The organism is Aliivibrio sp. S10_S31, assembly GCF_014694495.1.
Classification (GTDB): Bacteria; Pseudomonadota; Gammaproteobacteria; order Enterobacterales; family Vibrionaceae; genus Aliivibrio; species Aliivibrio fischeri.
In genome coordinates this window covers 1-23,130 of the sequence record NZ_JAAUWR010000013.1, presented here as the reverse complement: position 1 = coordinate 23,130, position 23,130 = coordinate 1, and the positions used below count along the sequence as shown (strand labels likewise).

At 38.3% G+C, this 23,130-nt stretch carries 18 protein-coding genes and 1 pseudogene; 8 read left to right on the top strand and 11 right to left on the bottom strand.

The genetic code is table 11. The annotated features are described in order from the left end of the window. Positions 1-101 precede the first annotated feature (101 nt). The 5 genes from pabB to HC728_RS12310 all read left to right on the top strand — a co-directional run bounded on the left by pabB (position 102) and on the right by HC728_RS12310 (position 5,730). Entirely contained in the window at positions 102-1,472 is a 1,371-nt protein-coding gene (pabB, locus tag HC728_RS12330; RefSeq protein WP_017018128.1) for an aminodeoxychorismate synthase component I, read from the top strand. A 16-nt stretch (positions 1,473-1,488) separates the two neighbouring features. Further along, complete coding sequence (locus HC728_RS12325) at positions 1,489-2,070, top strand: CoA pyrophosphatase (RefSeq protein ID WP_054775916.1); 582 nt, start codon at positions 1,489-1,491, stop codon at positions 2,068-2,070. Positions 2,071-2,259: 189 nt separating this feature from the next. Beyond that, positions 2,260-3,510 carry an aromatic amino acid transport family protein gene (locus HC728_RS12320; protein ID WP_005419008.1) on the top strand — a complete coding sequence of 417 codons (1,251 nt, stop codon included), beginning with the start codon at positions 2,260-2,262 and terminating at the stop codon, positions 3,508-3,510. A 95-nt stretch (positions 3,511-3,605) separates the two neighbouring features. Beyond that, on the top strand, positions 3,606-4,967 hold the full coding sequence (locus HC728_RS12315) for an L-serine ammonia-lyase (RefSeq protein ID WP_005419006.1): 1,362 nt from the start codon (positions 3,606-3,608) through the stop codon (positions 4,965-4,967). Between the two features lie 277 nt (positions 4,968-5,244). Next, positions 5,245-5,730, top strand: a complete 486-nt coding sequence (locus HC728_RS12310; protein ID WP_026029207.1) for a hypothetical protein — start codon at positions 5,245-5,247, stop codon at positions 5,728-5,730. A gap of 54 nt (positions 5,731-5,784) precedes the next feature. Here the strand turns inward: HC728_RS12310 and HC728_RS12305 are convergent, their stop codons facing one another. From HC728_RS12305 to sbcD, 8 genes are all read right to left on the bottom strand, one after another. Further along, positions 5,785-6,144, bottom strand: a complete 360-nt coding sequence (locus tag HC728_RS12305; protein WP_190395543.1) for a DUF2799 domain-containing protein — start codon at positions 6,142-6,144, stop codon at positions 5,785-5,787. A gap of 30 nt (positions 6,145-6,174) precedes the next feature. Continuing rightward, positions 6,175-6,534 carry a DUF2799 domain-containing protein gene (locus HC728_RS12300; protein WP_012533691.1) on the bottom strand — a complete coding sequence of 120 codons (360 nt, stop codon included), beginning with the start codon at positions 6,532-6,534 and terminating at the stop codon, positions 6,175-6,177. A 71-nt stretch (positions 6,535-6,605) separates the two neighbouring features. Continuing rightward, entirely contained in the window at positions 6,606-7,772 is a 1,167-nt protein-coding gene (locus HC728_RS12295) for an amino acid permease (RefSeq protein WP_012533638.1), read from the bottom strand. A gap of 110 nt (positions 7,773-7,882) precedes the next feature. Then, positions 7,883-9,037, bottom strand: coding sequence for an amino acid permease (locus tag HC728_RS12290; protein ID WP_017018132.1), 1,155 nt, complete (start codon positions 9,035-9,037; stop codon positions 7,883-7,885). Positions 9,038-9,450: 413 nt separating this feature from the next. After that, a complete protein-coding gene (locus HC728_RS12285) occupies positions 9,451-10,854 on the bottom strand; it encodes an MATE family efflux transporter (RefSeq protein ID WP_190395589.1) in 1,404 nt (467 codons plus the stop codon). A 263-nt stretch (positions 10,855-11,117) separates the two neighbouring features. Continuing rightward, positions 11,118-11,603 carry an acyl-CoA thioesterase gene (locus HC728_RS12280; RefSeq protein WP_005418991.1) on the bottom strand — a complete coding sequence of 162 codons (486 nt, stop codon included), beginning with the start codon at positions 11,601-11,603 and terminating at the stop codon, positions 11,118-11,120. 32 nt (positions 11,604-11,635) lie between these two features. Further along, entirely contained in the window at positions 11,636-15,316 is a 3,681-nt protein-coding gene (locus HC728_RS12275; RefSeq protein ID WP_190395542.1) for an AAA family ATPase, read from the bottom strand. Further along, positions 15,313-16,557 carry an exonuclease subunit SbcD gene (sbcD, locus tag HC728_RS12270; RefSeq protein WP_190395541.1) on the bottom strand — a complete coding sequence of 415 codons (1,245 nt, stop codon included), beginning with the start codon at positions 16,555-16,557 and terminating at the stop codon, positions 15,313-15,315. Before sbcD ends, HC728_RS12275 begins: the two co-directional genes overlap by 4 nt. Before the next feature lie 178 nt (positions 16,558-16,735). Here sbcD and HC728_RS12265 point away from each other — a divergent pair, with 178 nt between their 5' ends. Beyond that, positions 16,736-17,752, top strand: coding sequence for an endonuclease/exonuclease/phosphatase family protein (locus tag HC728_RS12265; protein ID WP_065639372.1), 1,017 nt, complete (start codon positions 16,736-16,738; stop codon positions 17,750-17,752). Positions 17,753-17,804: 52 nt separating this feature from the next. Here the strand turns inward: HC728_RS12265 and queD are convergent, their stop codons facing one another. Beyond that, positions 17,805-18,167, bottom strand: coding sequence for a 6-carboxytetrahydropterin synthase QueD (gene queD, locus HC728_RS12260; RefSeq protein ID WP_005418986.1), 363 nt, complete (start codon positions 18,165-18,167; stop codon positions 17,805-17,807). 266 nt (positions 18,168-18,433) lie between these two features. Here queD and asnS point away from each other — a divergent pair, with 266 nt between their 5' ends. After that, positions 18,434-19,834: an asparagine--tRNA ligase gene (gene asnS, locus HC728_RS12255; protein ID WP_065594631.1), complete on the top strand. Its 1,401-nt coding sequence runs from the start codon at positions 18,434-18,436 to the stop codon at positions 19,832-19,834. Positions 19,835-19,949: 115 nt separating this feature from the next. Here asnS and HC728_RS12250 read toward each other — a convergent pair whose 3' ends face one another. Both HC728_RS12250 and HC728_RS12245 read right to left on the bottom strand, forming a co-directional pair. Continuing rightward, the gene (locus HC728_RS12250; RefSeq protein ID WP_005418984.1) at positions 19,950-20,501 is read right to left on the bottom strand and encodes a YcbK family protein; all 552 of its coding nucleotides are present in this window, start codon (positions 20,499-20,501) and stop codon (positions 19,950-19,952) included. A gap of 174 nt (positions 20,502-20,675) precedes the next feature. Further along, positions 20,676-22,214: a murein L,D-transpeptidase gene (locus HC728_RS12245; RefSeq protein ID WP_190395540.1), complete on the bottom strand. Its 1,539-nt coding sequence runs from the start codon at positions 22,212-22,214 to the stop codon at positions 20,676-20,678. A gap of 143 nt (positions 22,215-22,357) precedes the next feature. Here HC728_RS12245 and HC728_RS12240 point away from each other — a divergent pair. Continuing rightward, a pseudogene (locus HC728_RS12240) lies at positions 22,358-23,130 on the top strand (IS3 family transposase); the annotation flags it as partial.

Genomic DNA, 23,130 nt, shown 5'->3' with positions numbered 1-23,130 from the left:
CAATCGCCATCTATTATTTTCTTTTAGAACACGCATTATGATACTCTTGCTCTCCATCCAAGGCTATCGTTGCTCATCACATTCTGGTTATAAAACTCAAAATGAACAATCAATTAGATGCAAAACTAAGTATCACTCAACTTGATTATCAATCTAACTCTGTGATTGATTTCTTTTCAGCTATCGCAAATCAACCTTGGGCGATGTTGCTTAACTCATCGGCGAAAAATCATATTGATAATCGATATGACATTTTAGTTGCTGATCCTATTGCTACATTACAAACACATGGTGCTATCACCACAATTAATGTAATAGGAAAACAGCCTGTAACCAGTGAAGCGTGTCCTTTCCAATTACTTGATCATTATCAAGAACGTCTAATTCCCCACCATTCACCAATAGAAAACTTACCTTTTATTGGTGGTGCATTAGGTTATTTCAGTTACGACTTGGGTCGCCGAGTTGAAAGTATTCCAAATACGGCTCAGCAGGACATTTTAAGTGCCGATATGGCTATAGGAATTTATAACTGGGCACTGGTGGCAGATAATAAAACATCAACGTTATATTTGATACAACCCGAAGGTGGTGATCGACAGCATTGGCTTCAACAATTTATTGCTATAAAAGAAGTAGATACTGCATTTAGCTTAACATCAGACTGGAAGTCGAACATGACCGAGTCTGAATATGCTAAAAAATTTGATGTGATTCAGCGCTACCTAGAATCAGGAGATTGTTACCAAATAAACTTAGCCCAACGATTTGAAGCACAATACCAAGGCTCAGAATGGGAAGCGTATCAAAAACTAGCAGCACAAAATGGTGCGCCGTTTTCTGCTTATATAAAAACTCCAGAAATAACGATTCTCTCTGTTTCTCCTGAGCGTTTTTTACAAGTTAAAGAACGAAAAATTGAAACAAAACCAATTAAAGGAACCCGACCGCGTTCAAATTCTCCTGAGATTGATAGACAAGAAGCAGAAACATTACGTAATAGTCCAAAAGACCGCTCTGAAAACCTAATGATTGTTGATTTGCTTAGAAATGATATAGGTCGTGTTGCGACACCAGGCTCAGTAAAAGTACCGAAACTGTTTGATATAGAGTCTTTCCCTGCTGTGCATCACTTAGTAAGTACCATTACTGGTGTACTAGATACAGAATACTCTGCAACAGACCTGCTTAAAGCTTCTTTTCCGGGTGGCTCTATCACTGGCGCTCCAAAGATAAGAGCAATGGAAATCATTGAAGAGTTAGAACCTCATCGTCGTAATCTATATTGTGGCAGTATTGGTTACATTAGCCGCTGTGGAACAATGGACACCAGTATAACCATACGCACACTAATTGCTTATGAAGGAAGTTTATATGCATCAGCAGGCGGTGGTATCGTTGCTGATAGTCAAGTTGAACTAGAATATGAAGAGACATTACACAAGTTAAGCAAAATCTTACCTATTTTATAACGATAAGGATCGGTTTATGGACACACATTTACTTTCTCATTTGTTACTTCATAAACCGATAAATTACAGCTCAAGTTTGCTCTCCCACCCTCTGTTGAAAAATGGCGATTTTAAATCAGCAGCCGTTCTTGTTCCTATCGTAAAGAGAGAAACAGGTTACAACTTAATTTTAACCCAACGAGCGCCACATTTACGTCACCACCCTAGTCAAATTAGCTTCCCAGGCGGTAAGGCTGAACCCGATGATTTGTCTCTTATTCATACAGCTATTCGTGAAACGAATGAAGAAATTGGCATTAATCCTGCACACATTAAACCATTAGTAAAACTTAACACAATACCAACAATATCCGGTTATAAAGTAACCCCTATCGTTGCATTAATTGATGAAAATTATACCACCGCAATCGATTACGGTGAGGTTAGTAGCACATTTGAGGCACCGATAAATCATCTTATTAACCCTAAAAACACCTACAATCATCACGTTTTTAACAAAAAGCACACATATAATCTGATTTTCATTCCTTTTGATAAAAAACTCATTTGGGGCGTAACTGCCGAAATAATTCACGCAATGAATTACATAACGGCTTAGAAAATTTATCATTAACGATAAGTTTTTCTAATATTACAGTTACAACTACTGTGATCATTATCAATTATTTTTGGATCTTCGTTCATCTTTTTTCATTTCTGGATCTGGGTCAAAGTTTTTCTCGTCAAAATAACGACAATAGCGCCGTTCCTAAAATTCCTGTTCCAAAAAATTAAGAGTATGTTAATTATGCAAACAACAAATACTGCATCTATCGGTGCAAAAAAAGCTAAGTGGACTTATAAAGATTTCACTTGGTGTCTTTCTCTGTTCGGTACTGCTGTAGGTGCTGGTGTTCTTTTCCTTCCAATCAAAGCGGGTGCTGGTGGTTTTTGGCCTTTAGTTATTCTTGCTCTAATCGCTGCACCAATGACTTGGTTTGCTCACAAGAGTTTGGCTCGTTTCGTTCTTTCAGCTAAAAACCCAGATGCAGATATTACTGATACTGTAGAAGAGCATTTCGGTAAAACAGGCGCGAACCTAATCACTTTTGCCTACTTTTTCGCGATTTATCCGATTGTACTTATCTACGGTGTTGGTATTACAAACACAGTAGATTCTTTCATGGTTAACCAAATGGGTATGGAATCTATCCCTCGTTGGTTACTATCAGGTGTTCTTATCACTCTGATGACATGTGGTGTAGTATTTGGTAAAGAACTAATGCTGAAAGCAACTTCAGCAATGGTTTACCCTCTTGTATTCATCCTAATGGCTCTTTCTGTATACCTAATCCCTGGTTGGAACACATCTATGATGTCTGTTGACCCAGATTGGGGTTCAATGCCTTCTGTTGTTTGGTTAGCGATTCCTATCATCGTTTTCTCTTTCAACCACAGCCCAGTTATCAGCCAGTTCTCTAAAGAACAACGTCGTGTATACGGTGACGATGCAGTTGCAAAAACTGATATGATCACTGGTGGCGCGGCAATGATGCTAATGAGCTTCGTTATGTTCTTCGTTTTCTCTGTAGTTCTTTCTCTATCTCCAGAGCAACTAGCACAAGCGCAAGCACAGAACATTTCTGTGCTTTCTTACCTAGCTAACGTACACGAATCACCACTTATCTCTTACTTAGGTCCAATCGTTGCTTTCGCTGCGATTACTTCAAGCTACTTCGGTCACTTCCTTGGTGCTCATGAAGGTCTTGTTGGCCTAGCTAAATCTCGCTCAAAAGCACCTGTTGCTAAGCTAGAAAAAGCATCTCTAATCTTCATCGTTGTTACTACATGGATCGTTTCTATCATCAACCCAAGTATCTTAGGTATGATTGAAACTATGGGTGCGCCAATGATTGCCGCTATCCTATTCCTAATGCCTGTATTCGCAATGCGTAAAGTTCCAGCAATGGCTAAGTACAAAACTTCAGCACCTGTGCAAATCTTTACAGCATTATGTGGTGTTGCGGCGATTACTTCTGTAATCTACGGCGCTCTTTAATAACTAATTTGTAAACTAATACAAACTTAGTTAAACGAAGTTAATAATAATGATAATAAAGCCCCCTCTTTTGGGGGCTTATTCGAGGTAATTACATGATTAGTGTTTTTGATATCTACAAAATCGGAGTTGGTCCTTCTAGCTCCCACACCGTTGGTCCAATGAAAGCAGGTAAAGAGTTTATCGACGATTTACGTGGCATGGGCAAACTGCGTGATATCACTAAAATCACTGTTGATGTTTACGGTTCATTATCACTGACAGGGAAAGGTCACCATACTGATATCGCTATCATTATGGGTCTGGCAGGTAACACGCCAGAACACGTAGATATTGACTCTATTCCGGGCTTCATCGCTCGTGTTGAAGAAACAGAGCGCTTACCTGTTGGCATGCACTGCCACACGGTAGAATTTCCAAAAGAAGGTGGAATGAACTTCCATACTTCTAACCTTTCACTTCACGAAAATGGTATGCAAATCCATGCGTGGATTGATGGTGAAGTTGCTTATTCTAAAACTTACTACTCTATCGGTGGTGGTTTTATCGTTGATGAAGAAAACTTTGGTAAAGAAGTAGAATCATCAATCCAAGTTCCTTATTCATTCAACTACGCTTCTGAGCTTGTTGATTTATGTAAAGAGCACGGCTTATCTATCAGTACTCTAGTAATGAAAAACGAACACGCAATTCTTGCAGAAGATGAAGTTCGCACTTACTTTGCTAAGATCTGGAAAACCATGCGTGACTGTATGGAAAAAGGCATGAGCACAGAAGGTATCCTTCCTGGACCTCTACGTGTTCCTCGTCGTGCAGCAGCATTACGCCAACAACTATTGACTTCTGAAAAGACGTCTAAAGATCCAATGGAAGTCGTTGATTGGGTAAACATGTACGCATTTGCTGTAAACGAAGAAAATGCAGCTGGTGGCCGTGTTGTTACTGCTCCAACAAATGGTGCATGTGGCATCATCCCTGCTGTTTTAGCTTACTACGATAAGTTCATCCAAACAGTAACTGAGAAAGATTACATCCGTTACTTTGCAGCTTCTGGTGCAATCGGTGGTCTTTATAAGCAAAATGCTTCAATCTCAGGCGCTGAAGTTGGTTGTCAGGGTGAAGTTGGTGTTGCTTGTTCTATGGCTGCTGCAGGTCTTGCTGAGCTTATGGGTGGTAGCCCTGAGCAAGTATGTATGGCTGCAGAGATTGCAATGGAACATAACTTAGGTTTAACGTGTGACCCTGTTGCAGGCCAAGTACAAGTTCCTTGTATTGAACGTAACGGTATTGCTGCAGTTAAAGCTATCAACGCAACTCGTATGGCTTTACGTCGTGCATCAGCACCTCGTGTATCTCTTGATAAAGTTATCGAGACAATGCTTGAAACAGGCAAAGACATGAATGCTAAGTACCGTGAAACTTCTCAGGGTGGCCTAGCAATTAAAGTTATTTGCTAATTAAGCATGACATACTATTACTAAGGGACGATTTATCGTCCCTTTTTTTATGAATAATAAAAAAATACTACAAAATTCAGCTATCTAAACTACAATTATCTTAAATATTTTTATTTTTTACAAAAACTTTACGCTTTCTCACCACTTCACTATTAACAATAAGCTCAATTAATGTAATATTGTCATTAATGCATCAACACACAACATAATGAATATGAATAAGAAAAAGCACACTCTATCTCCTAGAGCGCAAAAGTTAAGAGCTGAATGGAAAGGTATGAAAAGTGATTATCGCTTTATTTCCCATTCATTCAATTGCGTAAAAATACATATCCATACACCTGATGATGGTATGTACAACCGCTCCGTTGGCTGCTTAAAAGAAGGCCGCGAAAAAGCATTAAAAGAAGCAGTGAAACAACGAAACAAAGTGGGTAAAGAACTATGGGGTAACTGCTGGAATGCAGTATTAAATACACCTAGTTTATTCGAACGTCTTCCTCATACTCTTGAGCCTGACATTATCACTAAAAAACGTACCCTACTCTCTGGTGAAGTAAGAACCACTGATTACTACATTGTTCGCTGGAAAGAATTAGTTGATGGTGAATATAAGCCAAAAAGTCGTCTATTCTCTCATGGTAATGGCAACGACAAATTAAGTGCTTATACTAAAGCGAAGAAAGTAATGCTTGAAGTGAACAAAGAATTCATCCCTATATTAAAGAAAATGGGACGCTTTAATATTATTAAAGTAGATTGATTACAAAAAATGGCGGGAATTCCCGCCATTTTTAATATCAAAACGATAAGTCATTTACATGTCTTTTGTATGTGAATGATAGCCACGTAAGTAGTCATACTTAAAATCTTTATTTATGCTGTCACACACACCAGTATAAACCTCACCCTTCATACCCAACTCATAAGCATCTTGCTGACAATATTTCATTTGCCCATTAGCGTAGCCCGATGTATAAGCCTGATAATTAGATACCTTTATTTGCTGTCCGTCTGAAGCATTATTTAATTGCTCCTGTGTCTCTAAGTTCCATCCTTTAGAACCTCTCTCAAAACCATACTGGTTCCAATCACTATCTTGCGTTGAGCTAATTGGTGCCGTTGTAGAACAAGCAAACAACAAACAACTAAGTAATACGGTTATAAATGCTTTCATGTAATGTCTCCTTACATCGAATGATTATTTTCACATTCCATTCGCAGTTGAAAATCGACCACTGTTGTAGTCTTCTCGGAAAGTCCAATCGATAAGATCGCATATTCCGTTATATGGACCACCAGTTACACCAAGTATATATGCATTTTGCGAACAATACTCATTCTGACCTTTTTTATAACCGGTTAAGTAAGCTTGATAATTGCTCGATTTTAAACTCTGATCTTCTAGTAACTTATCTAATCGTGATTCAGATTGTGCGATTTGTCCCTTCATAGCCCTTTCGTAACCAAAAGTTGTCCAATCGCTATCAAGCATTGAGGTGGGAGGAGGAGTACCCGCACATGCGGCTAGGAGTAAAGCAGAAAATGCAATAATAAAGTGTTTCATAATGCTGACCTTCTACAGTTAATATTCTTTCACTACTACGTTAACTGTATCAGGTCAGATCATAATTTCTATTAAATTTGACTAATTAATAGCAATAAACCAAATAAAAGAGTCAGACTAAGAGCTAATTTACCACCTTCAGCTGTATAAATATGAAGGTTTTGATGTACTTCTTCTGTCTCTTTTTTTCTTAACGTTACTACCATTGCTAATGGAATAAAAATAGCTAAGAAAACCAAGATAACACCAGCATAACCAAGTACAGATAAGAACTGATCCGCAGCTAAACCAGCGCCTAACAGAGGTAGGACAAACGTACATACATATGTCACGATCTTATTATGCGAAATCATATCTTTATTTTGATTGTATAGCGCCATCGCAACACCAAGGAAAGAGGTCAATAATGCTAATGATGTAAAAATCGATAAAATGATTTCAATGTATTCATTTTTCGCGCTGAATGTCTGGATTAAATCAGAGATATTAGAAAAATGCGTAATCTCGTTCGCCGTTAAGTTACCAACAACCGCATATAGCCATACTAAATAACAGATCAATGGAATGATCGATCCTAGAATAACCATATTTCGCAATTGTTGTTTTGTCGCTTCTTTATTATAAGCAACTAACGAAGGAATTACTGGCATAGAGGCAAAGCTAGTAAACAAAATCGTGCTGGTATCAAATAGCATACCTTTATCGTGGTTTGTTACTTGTGATAGATTTTCCGCTGTCATACCTGGAATTAGAATAATTAAAGTCAGTACCAACATTGAAATCATGAAGAAAAACAACAGTCGATTTAACTTATCAATAATTTGTGTTCCACAAACAACAAAAGCACTCGCAAACAAGGTGAATGCAACCTGAGCAAATTCAATGCTCATTTCTACATTCATCATAGAAAATATACGTTTAATTAAATCTGCTGCCCCTAAAATATAAGCAATTAACATGCAAAATAATAAAAGGTAAAACAGAGCATTAGTAACAAGCTGACCACCTTTACCAATGGTCTTATTTGCTACAGTATTAATCCCAAATGCTAATTCTGTTTTTGAACATGCTTCTGTTAATAGCAAAGCTGCGTACGTTGTTCCTGCACAAATAACTAGCATTAATAGAGTGCTATAAAACAATCCAAACTGTGCCAATACCATAGGGATAGCTAACATCCCTGCACCTAATGCTGTACCAGATAAAATTAACGCACTACCAAATAATTTAAAATTCATTGTATATCATTCTTTTTGAAACAAATTTATATCAACACTGTAATTAGACTGTCGATATGATGTGCTCTTATTCATAGTATGTACAACACCATAAATAAGAGCTTATAACGTTAGATCACTTGTGAAATCAGAAGAAAACCACCAAAAGCAAAAGAGAAAGTAAGCATCGCTACCCCACCCTCAGCAATGTATGTTTTCTCAGTATTCTCTGATTTTCTTAGTTTTACCACCATTGCAAGAGGTACAAAGACCGCTAAGAAAACTAAGATGATCCCTGCGTAACTTAAAACAGATAAGAACTGATCAGCCGCATAAATAGCGCCAGTCAGTGGCAGAATAAAACTAATAACATAAGTCACTACTTTGTTCTGTTTAAACATATCTTGGTTTTGAGTGAAAAGCGCCATTGCTACACCTAAGAATGAGGTTAATAAAGCAAGACCTGTAAAACTAGATAACACAACACTAATAAACGCATGTTCTGCACTAAATACAGAGATTAACTCAGAGACGTTTGTAAAATGAATCAGTTGTTCAGCGGTTAAATTACCAACCACGGCGTAAAGCCATACTAGGTAACAAACTAACGGGATTAATGAACCCAAAATAACCATATTTCTTAGCTGTTTTGGTGTTGCTTCATGGTTGTAAGACACCAATGATGGGATAACTACCATAAAACCAAAACTGGTAAAAATAATTGCACTGGTTTTAACTAAATCGGTCGTACTTGAATTAGTCACCTGTGTCATATTCTCAAACGATATGTCAGGAATTAAAAATACAAGAGTTAAAACAAGCATCAGCAACATAATGCCAAATAACACACGGTTTAATTTATCGATAACCGCAGTTCCCGAAGCAACAATAATTCCCGCCACCAGTGTAAATGCAATCTGGCTTTGGATGAGTGACAACTCAAAACCAATACCACGCAGCAGCTTATTTAATAGATCACCTGCACCTAGGATGTAAGCCATTAATAAACAGATTAAAAGCGCATAAAGCAGACCATTAGTAATAATTTGTCCACTTTTGCCTAAACTTTTACGAGCGATGGTGTTCATACCTAAACCACCACCAACATTAATACTCGCTTCTAGAAGCAATAAAGCGGCATATGTTGTTCCAAGACAGATAAACAACATTAGAGCCGTGCCCCAAAGTAGGCCAAATTGAGCCAACACCATTGGGATTGCCAGCATACCAGCGCCTAGCGCAGTACCTGAAATAATAAGTGAGCTTCCGATTAATTTTAAATTCACAATGTTTCCCTTACTTTTATTCGAGTTTGAGCTTTAGTTTTATTTTTTGTCAAATTCAACGCGCAAGAAATTACCCACAAAGATAACGCGGTTGAAATTAGAGCTGATTAATTACGAATAAAAACGGAGAAATCGAAAATACGAGAAGAAGTGAAACGCGAGAAACTGAGACGAGAAAAAACGCAGAGAAAAAACAACTGATGATTTGAAACCAGTGTGATGGGGTGAACCTTCTGTAGGCTCCAACAATGGGCCTGATGTTAATTGGAAAATCATGTGTACATCCTAATTAGTCACATTCCATTTATAATAATAGGTCGTAAATCCTTTACAGACCGAACTACCAAACTAGTAGTCCGATCCATTCTATATAATGAACTTAGCAATGCAACCCTTAAATAAACTTGTTTCCCCTATCCTTTAGCCTCTACTAAATTATTTATCCATTTCTTACTTTTTAAACGATAGATAGAAGCAAACCACTTAAACAACGTCTCTAAAAAGAAAAGACTATAAATAACTTCAGCCGAATAACCAAAATACACAGCTCCTAACGCTGCAATTGGAATACCAAAGAACCACTGCGTTAATACATCTTGGTATAGACAAAACTTAACATCCCCACCCGCTCTTAAAATACCGACAACTAAAGTCGTTGGAATTGAACGTAAGACAATACCAATACAAAGAATCGACACAAAAGTATCAGCAAGTTCGCGAGTTTCTGGTGTTAACGCAGTAAATAAATCTAATATCCAAGTTTTAGATAAAAACAAACAAAAAGAAACGGCTATCGTAACCACAAAGCCGATGATCATCATCAACATTGCTTGGTAGTATACTTTGTCGTACTCTTTAGCTCCGATATGGTTACCTACTAACACACCAGATGCGTTCGCTATCCCCATTAAAAAGCTAAGAGAAACCGCCTCTATTGGCGTAACAACTGCAAAGGCAGCTAAACCTTCCGTTCCTGTTTGTCCCATAATCGCGGTATACGCAAATAACCCACCTGCCCATAATAAAAAATTGGTAGTAGTTGGTAATGCTAAGCGAATAAAAGAACGAAATTTGTCTACCTGAAGGCTTTGGATAATCTCTTTTAAACCAAATTTTAAAAGATGACTCTTCATGAGTAAATAAAGATAAAGCAAACCAACTTCAATGATAGAACTCACCACAGTAGCAATGGCCGCACCTTTTATACCTAAAGCAGGAAAGCCTAAATACCCAAAAATTAAAAGCCAATTCAGTAGTATATTCAGAACAATGCCTATACCACTGAAAAAAGTACTAATTCCCGGTTGCTGTATCGAACGGAAACCAGCACCAAGACTCGCAGTAAAAGCAACCGCAAGCATACTCCAACTGGTTATTTGAATATATTCCACGCCAAGAGCAATAACACTAGGGTCTTTAGATGCCAACTGCATAACAAAACTGGCAAAGAACTGTAAAAGAAAAACAATAACCAATGCTGAACACGTGGAAGTAAGCCAAGTTAATGCTGTCGTTTCTCGCAGGCCTTTATTATCCTTTGCTCCCCAATGCTGAGCTGCCAATAAAGCGCCTGTTGTTGTTATTCCTGTCAGTATTATCGTTGTAAAGAAGATGGCACGACTACCAACGCCAACAGCAGCAATGTCAGCTTCTGAAAGTTGACCAAGCATGAAGACATCAATAAGGCTTTTACTGGAAAATAAAATACTTTGCAGAGTGATGGGGAAAGCAATAACAAACAATCGATAAAAAAACTCACGATTTGCATGTTGTCGAACATTATAAAATAACGATTTGTTTACTGCATTCACTCTCATCACCACTAAATTTCAGACATAAATTAAGTGTACAGAAAATGAGATAAATGCTCATAAATAGGTATAAAAAAGGTTAACCTAACTACAAGAATATAAAAATTTGCCAACCTATAACTTTTGCAAATGTTTTATGACTTTGCCATGACAATTAATATGAACAGAAAAAAGCCCCAAATCTATACATAAAATTTGAGGCTAGAGCAGAACATCGTTATTAATACCAATAATAATGATCAAATAATTAATGGCATTGATACTCTCTTTTATTTCAAATATTGAACGTGAGCTTCCATCTCTTCGCCAATCTCTTTACGCATATTCATTAACTTAATAGCAGAATCCCTTAATTTAATGTCTTCTTCAGTCTCTGGTATCCATTCAGGCACCGATGTCGGTTTACCATTGCCATCTACCGCCACCATGATAACGATACAATGCGTGGTTAAACGGTTATTCTGCTCTTTGGGATCGCTTGCTTGCACATCAATTGCAATATGCATAGACGATGTTCCGGTATAAATGACCTTACCCGTCACTTCCACAAGGTTGCCAACAAAGATAGGCTCAACAAAACGAATACCGCCAGCGTATGCTGTAATGCAGTATTTCCCACTCCAACCAGCCGCTGATGCGTAAGCCGCTAAATCGATCCATTTCATTACTGCCCCGCCATGAACTTTACCACCGAAGTTCACATCGCCCGGTTCAGCTAAAAAGCGTAACGTTACTTCACGTTTTGTTTTTCCCATTTCAAATTCCTTTTACTGCTCTATTTGCAAAATTAACTGACTTTTTTATATTGTTTTTCTAGTTCACTCACGCCTAGTCCACTGCGTTTGGTGACTTTTATTTGAACTGGAATACGTTCTTTCATCGCTTCAATGTGACTTATCACACCGATCATTTTTCCAGATGCGTTTAGATTGTCCAAAGCATCAAGCGCCATATCTAGCGTTTCACTATCTAGCGTACCAAAACCTTCATCTAAGAACAGCGAATCAATGCTCGTTTTGTGACTAACCAGATCAGAAAGCGCTAACGCTAACGCCAAACTGACTAAAAAGCTTTCGCCACCCGATAAGGTTTTGGTGTCACGTACCACATCACCCTGCCATGTATCTAACACTTGCAGCTCTAACCCATCGCTCGCTTTACGCTTAAGCTCATAACGACCATGTAAACGAGTTAATTGCTTATTGGCTAAATAAACGAGGTTTTCTAACGTTAATCCTTGTGCAAACTTACGGAATTTATCCCCTTTTTGCGAACCAATTAATGAATGCAGATATTGAATATCATCGTATTCAGACTGATACGCTTCTATTGCTTCAAACAAAGTCTTTTGGTTGGTCTTGCGTTCATCATTTGAGCGTAAGGCTTGAGCAATCTCACCTTCACGTTTCACTAAACTTTCAGATAACGACTTCACTTGAGCCAATTCACTCTCAACGGTGTCTTTTGGCATTAATTGCCACTCTGCTGTTTTTGGCGCTTGATAATGTTGCTCTTTGATTTGCTGTGCACTCTCTAGCAAAGCAGTAGTTCGTTCAATAGATTGTTGTATTTCAGTTTTTAAGCTGAGTAGTTGTTGGCGTTCTTCTTCTGAAATCAAGGCTGCTTGGAATAACTCTAGTGTTTCAAATGGGCTATGCGATAACGCCTCTTTCCATACATCACTTCGCTCTGCTGTCAGCTTTTCATTAGTTGCATGACTTTGTTTTAAGCTCGTCAACTTACCTTCTATAACCGCGAGTTCTTGCACCAATGTTTGCAGCTTTTGTTGTTCAATCTGATAGTTTTGTTCAGAGTTACTCAATTTCTCAACCATTTCTGAACGTGCAACTTTGACTTCTTGCAGTCCAAACAACTCAACACGTTTTGCTTTTTGCTGTTCTAGTTCTGAAGTCAATAACAAGATATCCGCTTGAGCTGTTTGTAACTGATTCGTTAACTCACTTAATTGCTCTGATAAATGGCCATGCTCACTCTGCAAATTTTGTTGTTGCTGAGTAAAGCTTTGTTGCTCCGAAATCTTTTGTTGAATACGTTGTAAATCTTGTTCTTTTTGCGTAAACCATGATTCTATTTCTGCCAATTTAGGGACATTAAATCCGGTTTGCTCAATCTCATCTATCAACTGTTGTTTTAACTCAGAATCACGCTGGTGCAGTTGTTCTAATTTGGCCTTGTCATCAAGCTGTAGCTGAACCGCTGATTGATGTGATTTACGGTCGTACTCTAATCCAGTCATTACAGTATCAAAGCGATGTTGAGCTTGTTGTAATTGACTTTGCTGCGCTCGGTATTTTTCATCCGCTTGGCGTACTTGTTTTGCTTGTTCATTAAGTTCAGTGAACAACACTTCGCACTCAACAATCGACTGATTAATCGTATCCGTATCGCCCAAACCTAAGGTTAATTGAGTGGCTTCTAATAAAGCAGACCACTGCTGCTGCATCAATTTAACAATATCTTGATACTGCACGCACTGAGATTGGCAATGTTCTTGTTTTACTTTGAGTGAATCCAATTGTTCACGTACTGATTTGCCCTGTTCAACAATCTCTGCACGCTTTTGTTCTGCCTCTTTTTTACGCTGCATGGTGGCATTAAGATCAAGGGATTGAGACTGTTCTAACAATGGATGATGTGTTGAGCCACACAGTGGGCAATCCTGATCTTTCATTAATTCAGCACGATATTTTGCTAGTTCGCCTTCTTGCTCAATTAATGTGGTTAAATCGATTACTTGTTGTTCTAGTAGCTTAAACTGCGAACCTAATTCGGCACGCTGCGCTTCCAACGTTTGAATCTCTTCAGATTGCGTTTTCTGCACAATCTCTAAGGTTTGCAGCTCTTTTATTGCTCGCAAATACTCATTGTTTGTATGAGTCAATTCAACACGATATTGATGACGATTGGTTAGTACCGCAATTTGCTCTACCAGTTGTGCTTCTGTGCCTTTTTCTTGTGATTGCTGTAATGCAAGCTCTGCCGCTTTTAACGCGTTCACTTCATTATTAACAACAACTTGAGCTTGATGTAATTCCGCTTCTTTTTTCGTAATACCCGCAAGTAAAGCGCTTAATGTGGTATCAGCTGATACTACTTTGCTGTTTAACGCGCTCACTTCTTTATCTTGCTGTAAAATATGACTAACTTGTTTCTTCCATTGACCTAAATAACGTTCAAGTTGCACATCGGATTGGTGCTTCTCAACATAACTCGCTAACTGAACCAATTTTGCAGTCACATCAGATAACGTCACCGTTAAGTGTTGTTGCTTTTTATGCCCCTCTTCATAACGTGTCGTCAGATGGGTAATGTTCTGCTGTTTTTCCTGCGACTGTTGAGTTAATTGACTTATTGTCGTATCAAGCGGTTGTATCGAATCATTGATTAAGGCTTCTAATGCTTTATTCTCAACCTTAACTCTATCAAACACTTGTTTTAGCTGTATAACATGAGACTCAAGCGTCAATTTATCACTTGTTTTTTGTTGATGAGATACCTCGGTTAAGCTCAATTCTTTAACCACTTCATCAAAACGCTCTTGTGCTTCTTGCCACAGTTGATAAGGCGCACGCAATTTTTCAGCAGGTTCACTTTGTGCTAAACGATGTAATGGTTCGCTCGCTTGTTTTTCTTTATCCAAGGCGAATTGATGATGTTCAATCGCTTGTTGGTATTGCTGCTGGTTTTTAACCTCGGCGTTCCACCACTCAACATGCGCTTGCCATTCAACTAACTGCGCTTGTTGCTGTTTTTGGTTAGCGTGCAGTTCGGTTTGCTCGTCGATTAACGCTTGTTTATCGTCTTCAGAAAGCAGCTCAACCCCTTCCGCTTTTGCCTTAAGCTCTGCCAATTTCTGTTTTGATGCGGTGTAATGCTCATGCACTTTTTCTGAGATCTGACCGTAAATCTCTGTACCGGTTAACTCTTCCAATAACCCAGCACGATCATTCGCATCCGCATTTAAAAACGCGGCAAATTGACCTTGAGAAAGCATCATGGACTTGGTAAAGCGAGAGAAATCTAAACCTGTAATGGTATTAATTAGCTCATCTTTCTTTTTTATTTGGTTAGCAAGAACACACCCAGTTTCGACCTCTGCAAGCTCTACGGTCGCGGCTTGTAGATTACCGTCCACTTTGCCACGTGAACGACGCTGACTCCAAAACGCACGGTACGCTTTACCTTTCACTTCAAATTCCACTTCCGCAGAACATTCCGCCGTGCCACGCGTCATGATTTCATTACTTGATGTTGAAATACCACCAAGACGAGGCGTTTTATGATAAAGCGCTAAACAAATCGCATCTAAAATCGTCGTTTTACCCGCTCCTGTTGGGCCAGTAATCGCAAACAACCCGTTTTCTGCAAAAGGAGAGGCTGAGAAATCAATTTTCCACTCACCTTTTAATGAGTTTAAATTTGAAAAACTTAGACTTAAAATTCTCATGCATCACCTTCTTGTGGATCCGTATCTTTATGTTCTACTTCTGACAGAATTTGTTTGAATTTCACTGTCATTCTTTCAGCTCGTTGTTGCTCTTTTTCTGTCTCAAACGTCTCTTGCTCTATACGTTTAGTAAACACATCAAAAGGCGTTAACTCCGCTAAGGTTTCTGTTTTTTCTTGTGCTAAGGTTTGTTCACTGCGATTTCTTGCACGACGCAATTGCAACACTTCTACATTCAAATCTTGAGTTAATGTTTGAATGCGTTGTTGTAGATCGGAAAGGTAATCTTGCACTTCCACTTCAATACATAACCACGTTGTTTCTTCACACTCTTTAAATTGGGCTAATTCTTTTTCGATGGTTTCCAAATCGCCCTTTAATGCCTTCATTTGTTGAAACATAGGCACATTAATTGGCGTAATTTGAGTGACATTTTGTTTATCAAACTCAACCATCACCACTTGTTTTTGAGATTTTAATTCATCAAAACTTAATGGAATGGGTGAGCCTGAATAACGAATATGTTCAGATTTAGCCACCAATTGCGGGCGATGAATATGACCCAATGCAATATAATCCGCAGGCGGGAAACCATCTGCTGCAAACCCATCAAGCGTACCGATATAAATATCGCGAACAGAATCCGATTGTTTTACCCCTAGCGCGGTTAAATGACCAGTTGCAATAATAGGGACTTCTACATTTAACTCTTTTCGTAACTCGAGTGCTTTTTGATACAGCTGATGATAATGTTGTTTAATCGCTTCACCGAGTGCTTGTTGCTTTTCTACACCCGTTGAGCCTGCGATGCTAGTGACAACGTCACGCGGGCGAATAAAAGGAACCGCACATAAAATAGCACCAACCGTCCCATCACTGTCTGGAAGCGTTAATAATTGGGTGGATAAATCATCGCAGGTATTGGCAATCACTCGAGCGTTCAAATGAGCCAATAATTGTTTTGATTCATTTAACGTTGAAACTGAATCATGATTTCCACCAAGCACAATCAACTCACAGTTTACTTTATTCATCTCCACCACAAATTGGTTATACATTTCACGTGCGTAACTTGGCGGTGTACCCGTATCAAACACATCTCCAGCAATAATGACCGCATTTATGGCATTTTCTTGTACTTGCTCAAGTAACCATGTAATGAATTGTTGATGTTCATTACGACGACTTTTTGTGAAGAAATTTTGACCTAAATGCCAATCTGAAGTATGTAAAATACGCATATATATCAACTTGTTCGCTAGATAAAGAATACTATGAGTCAGTTATACCATTTGAAAGACAAACTATGTACTTTTATAAGCTTTTAAAATCAAACTATTCACTGGCAAGAGTGAGCTAACCCCTTTACACTTAAGTTATATCCACTTCAGTTCATCATAAAAATAAAGAGCTTGTATTTTGTCATCACCTGAAAGCCTCATCTTTACTACCATTAACATGTTCAACTTTGTTGAGCCGCCTAATGCATTCTACGATTTTGAAAACATACTGACTCAAGATGAATGGTTGAAAAAACAAGGCTGGTTTAGAGATAAAATTACCGAATTAAACTCTGATGTAATTGGCTTTCAAGAAGTATTCAGTCCCAACGCACTAGAAGCACTAGTCAATGAGCTGGGGTACGCGTATTTTTGTACGGTAGATGAACCAAAATCTGAAGATGGCTATGTCTTTAACTCGCCTGTTGTGGCTTTCGCTTCACGCTACCCTATTTTGAGTGCTCAACCCGTTATTGCAGAAAAAGAGCAACTTGAGCGATTTGGCATTGAGTTTGAATTTAATCGTATTCCCATTCATGCCAGTATCGAACTACCTCACTTGGGTATAACAGATTGCTATGTGGTGCATTTTAAATCTCAACGCCCAAAAGAGCCTGAAGTTAATAACGAGATAGATGAAGAGAATCTTTCCTCCCTCAATCAACTCCATGATGAACAATTAGGATCTTGGCTGTCTACCGTTCAACGAGGGTTGGAAGCGAATATTCTACATAACCATATTATTCAGCAACGCAAAAAAACAAGCCAAGCTGTCGTCGTCATGGGCGATTTTAATAAGCCCTTGTTTCACGATGAGTTCAAAGGCTTACTCTCTCATGAGTTGCGATTTGATAAGTTTAGCTCTGACTATTTAGCTCTATTTCAATTAAAAGACAGTTGGGATATTTATAGCGAATTAAAAGGCACTGATTTATTAGAAAAGCGTGCTCACACTCATTATCACGGAGCGAAAGGATCTGTTTTAGATTACATACTGCTTTCTAATGAGTTTGATAGCTCATTTTCTGGCAATATTTTGGAAATCATTGACTATACGGTGACAGATAAACACATTGTTAATCCAAGATTCGATATTGACCAATTCAGTACCGATCATGCTCTGGTTTCTATTACCGCCCGTATACGTCAGTCATAAAAAAAGGCGCTTCAAACAAGCACCTTCATAAACACATTAATTCAAACTGAAATTACTCACCACGGTAAGTACAACCTGCTGTACAGGTTTCTTTAATTTCGATTTTGCTTAACAGTGGTAAGTTTGGTTTTACTTCATTCCAAATCCACTTAGCTAATACTTCACTTGTTGGGTTTTCTAACCCTTTAATGTCGTTCAGGTAGTAATGGTCAAGACGATCATACGTTGGTTTAAACGCTGCTTTAATTTCAGCAAAATCAACAACCCAACCGGTATGTGGATCAACTTCACCTTCAACATACAAACGAACTAAAAAAGAGTGACCATGAAGACGACCACATTTATGACCTTCTGGTACATGTGGTAAATGGTGTGCTGCTTCAAACATGAAGTCTTTATATAGTTCAGTTGTCATTAGTTAAAATCTCTATTACCTATATTATGAAGCAGGGATAGTACTCTACTTCCCTACTAAACGACAAGACTCGTGGCACTTAAGTATATACTACCTAGCCATATTGATGTTTTTTTCGACGAATTTCGGACGAAAATTGATTCTTATCCTGAATTTTTATCTTTATAGCGTAACAACACTTGATGCGAGCTATAAGAAAGGTAATATGTCACTCTTGAAATAAAAATATTCGTGCATGTGGCACAACAATGGAGAATGTATTTAACATGACTTACGCGCCTGTAACAGACGTATTAAGCGGTAAACTAGCGGTTGACAGTGAAGTAACTGTTCGCGGCTGGATCCGTTCACGTCGCGATTCTAAAGCTGGTATTTCTTTCCTAGCTGTTTATGACGGTTCTTGTTTCGACCCGATTCAGGCCGTGGTTCCTAATGACTTAAATAATTACAACGACGAAGTTCTTAAACTAACAACAGGTTGTTCTGTTGAAGTGACTGGTACTATCGTTGCTTCTCCTGCTAAAGGCCAAGATTTTGAGCTTGCTGCAACTGAAGTTAAAGTTGTAGGTTGGGTTGAAGACGCTGATACTTACCCAATGGCTAAGACTCGTCACTCAATTGAATATTTACGTGAAGTTGCCCACCTTCGCCCACGTACTAACGTGATCGGTGCGGTTGCACGTGTTCGTAACTGTCTATCTCAAGCAATTCACCGTTTCTACCATGAGCAAGGCTACTTCTGGATGTCTGCTCCACTGATCACTGCATCTGATGCAGAAGGTGCTGGTGAAATGTTCCGTGTTTCTACGTTAGATCACGCGAACCTTCCTTTAGATGACAAAGGCAATGTTGATTACGACAAAGATTTCTTTGGTAAAGAAACATTCCTAACCGTATCTGGTCAACTTAATGCGGAAACTTACGCTTGTGCACTAAGCAAAGTTTACACATTCGGTCCTACTTTCCGTGCTGAAAACTCACACACAAGCCGCCACCTAGCTGAATTCTGGATGGTTGAGCCTGAAGTTGCTTTCGCTACTCTTGATGACGTAGCTAAGCTAGCTGAAGATATGCTTAAGTATGTATTCGAAGCGGTTCTTGCTGAGCGTCGTGATGACCTTGAGTTCTTTGCTTCTCGCATCGACAAACAAGCAATCACTCGTCTAGAGCAATTCGTGAGCTCTGATTTCGCACAAGTAGACTACACTGACGCTATCCAAATCCTTAAAGATTCTGGTCGTGACTTTGAGTTTGATGTTGAGTGGGGCATCGATATGTCTTCTGAACATGAGCGTTACCTTGCTGAAGAACACTTCAAAGCGCCAGTTATCGTTAAAAACTATCCGAAAGACATCAAAGCATTCTACATGCGTCAAAATGACGATGGTAAGACAGTTGCTGCGATGGATGTTCTTGCACCTGGTATTGGTGAGATCATTGGTGGTTCTCAACGTGAAGAGCGTTTAGACGTTCTTGATGCTCGTATGATTGAAATGGGCATCGACCCTGAGCACATGAGCTGGTACCGCGATTTACGTCGTTACGGCACAGTTCCTCATGCTGGCTTCGGTCTTGGCTTTGAGCGTCTAGTATCTTACGTAACAGGTATGGGCAACGTTCGTGACGTTATCCCGTTCCCACGTACTCCACGTTCAGCAAACTTCTAATTGGCTTTTCTTATAGGGCATTAGCTCTGTAAGAATAGATTAAGTAGAAAGTATGAATACAAAAATGGCGACCAATGCGGTCGCCATTTTTTTATAACTAATTATTGTTCTGCTGTTACCAGAAACGCACTCTACCCGTATCGATATGAACAAAATTACTACCTGGGTAATAGCCTACTCCACCCGCTTTTAATGATAATGCCGCTTTTCTTACTTCAGCTAATGGTACACCTTCTAAACGAAAATCCATTGCTTTACCAAGCATGTGTAAGCTTTTCTTCGCAACACCACCGTGTGACTTACCACGTAACATTTCATTGGTAGCTGGTGAACGATAACCGGAAATAATTTGAACTTGTGTATCACAACCAATCACATTTTGAATCGCTGATAACTGATCAAATAGACGTTTATCCATCTCAATACTTTCGTTACGACGGAAATCTCGGCATAAATGATTTAACTTATGAAGTTCCGCACTTTGATATTGTCGTCCATTGAAATATTCTGTTTTTAATTCTTCACCTGTGTGTAAATTGCTCAAAGCTAACTTACGAGGCGTCTCTGCAAATTGTGAAGCAAAAGAGAATGAAGGAAATAAACTTAAGCCAGCAGTAGCTGCGCCACCAAGAAGGATCTTACGACGTAATGGACTAAATTCAGACATGCAGTAAAGGACTCACTTATAAATAGATCAATTAATAACTGAGCGCAAAGATACACACCAATTATCAATTGGTCAAATAACAAACAGCCATTTTTATCTGTCTTATGAGTTCGATGTAGCTTACTTATTGAACAGTAAATGATTTTTTATCACTATCCAATCTGTTAATTTTTATCAATTTCGACTTTTACTCCACTCATCATATTTGTATATATCATTTCTAAACTGCACTTGGTTATCTTCTCCAACCCATGATGTTTGATATATAGTGTAAACGGATATCTGCTGATCCAACGCAACTTTACTTGTCTCTGGTAACTCATGATAGTCCATATAATCTTGAGTCGAAAAATGAGATTCTTTCATTAGCAATTGAGCAAACTCCGAGGCCTTTTCAACCCGAATGCATCCGGAACTGTATGCTCTATGCTGCTTACTAAATAATGAACGAGATGGCGTATCATGCAAATAAATGGCATTTCGGTTAGGCGTATTGAATTTATACCTTCCCAGAGCATTGGTGTTGCCCGATTTCTGCTTTAACTTGTAAGGAAAAGTCTCTGCACTCACCTGCTCCCAATCAATATCGTCAATAGAAATAACGTCTTTACTTAACCATGTAGGAATAATCTCGAAATTTTGTGATTGCAGAAAATCTTTATTGTCTAATGCTTTTGGTAAAATATCTTCTCTCATTATTTTTGTTGGTACTTTCCACTCAGGGTTAAACACAATCGCATTTAACCTAGTAGTAAAAATAGGTGTCCGCCTTTCAGGTTTACCAACAATAACTTTACTCGTAAAAACTAACTCCCCTTCCTGCCAATAAGCCATTTCATAAGATGGAATATTAACTAATACAAAATGCGAGTTTTTATTCTCCCATAAGCGCAGACGCTGAATATTTAATGCCATGATGCGTACACGCTCTTTCGCTGTCATATTCAGCCAATGTAAAGTTTTAGGACCGATAATCCCATCTTGTTTTAAACCATGTCTTTTCTGAAATTCTTTAATTATCAAAACCAAAGATGAATCATAATGACCATTACTTTGCCTTAATAACATGTCTGCTTCCTGATGGTTAATTTCACCAGAAACTTGTAAACGATAAATAATGGTTTTCACGTCAGTGATTTGATTTGGTCTAATCAAGCGTTCTTTAATAAATACACTTTCGCTATCTTCATAAGGTTGATAATAATTGAATAGACGCAGATATAGCTCCTCATATTGCTCAGAACTTGGCCTTAAAGCATGAGTAAAACTCACTAAATCACGCTCATCAATGGCTTTTATTATTCCTTTTATCGTTTCTGGTTGTGGTTTAGGTAGTGACGCTTCTATTCGTCCACCAAAAAACCATTTTTTTCCTTCTGTTGAAACACTAGATTGATAAGTTCGAAGATAAATTAATGTATCAGTTGCTAAAACATCGTACTCAACACCATCCATATCTTGCAGCTGATAGTAACGAGCAGTGACAGAATCATTCAATTGAGCTAGTGCGAGAAGTGCGAGTTGATTTTCAAGGTATTTTCTTGCTAATGGGGACTTCCACTTTAAAGTATCATCGCTATAAAGACGTTGGGTTATTTCAGGATAAAAAAGTTGTTCTTGATAATACTCTATGTAGGTATCAATCAAAGCGGCATGAATAGGCTTACATAAAGAGGAAAAAAGCACAAAAAGAATAATCAACAATCGTCCCATATCAGCACCTATTACATGATTGGTATATATTGATCTTAGACTTCATTACGCAAATAGCAAAAAAGCCAGTTGAAGAACAACTGGCTTTAAACAAACATTTTCTGTCTCGTCCTGAAATGTGTTTACACATTTAGGACTTTTATATGACAAATCAAGAAAAAACAAAGAATAAGCGAACTCAACGCGATTATTCATTAGGCTTTAAATTGCAGCTTGTTGCCGCTATAGAAAAAGGCGATATGACCTATAAGCAAGCTCAAAGCATTTATGGCATTCAAGGTCGCTCAACCGTACTTACTTGGTTAAGAAAACACGGTAAGATGGACTGGTCTCAATCACCTAAGATTATTATGCCTAAATCCCCGAAAGCAAAAGAATCACCTGCACAAAAAATTAAACGTTTAGAGCGAGAGCTTGATGATGAAAGAATGCGTAATTTATTACTTAATGAAGTAGTAAATATCATGGACGCAGAATATGGTGCTGGCCTTAGAAAAAAGTATATTGCCAAGGAGCAAGAAGTCTTCAAAAGCAGAAAATGATTAGCTTAGAGCGAGCTAGTCAGCTACTTGGCATTACAAGGCAATGTATATACCAACAAGAACGTAGAGCTTTGAAACGTGCAGTTGAACTTTCACCGGTGAAAAATATGGTGCAAGAAATTCGTCGATATATGCCTCGTATAGGAGGTAAAAAATTATATTTTTTACTTAAGCCCAAATTCGTCACTCATGGCATAAAATTAGGTAGAGATAATTTCTTTTCTTATTTAAAGGACGAGTGTTTACTAGTAAAACCTAAGCGAAGTTACACAAAAACTACTTACAGTAAGCATTGGATGAAAAAACATCCTAATTTACTTAAAGAAGTCATACCTCAAGCTCCTGAAGAGATATTTGTTAGTGATATCACTTAT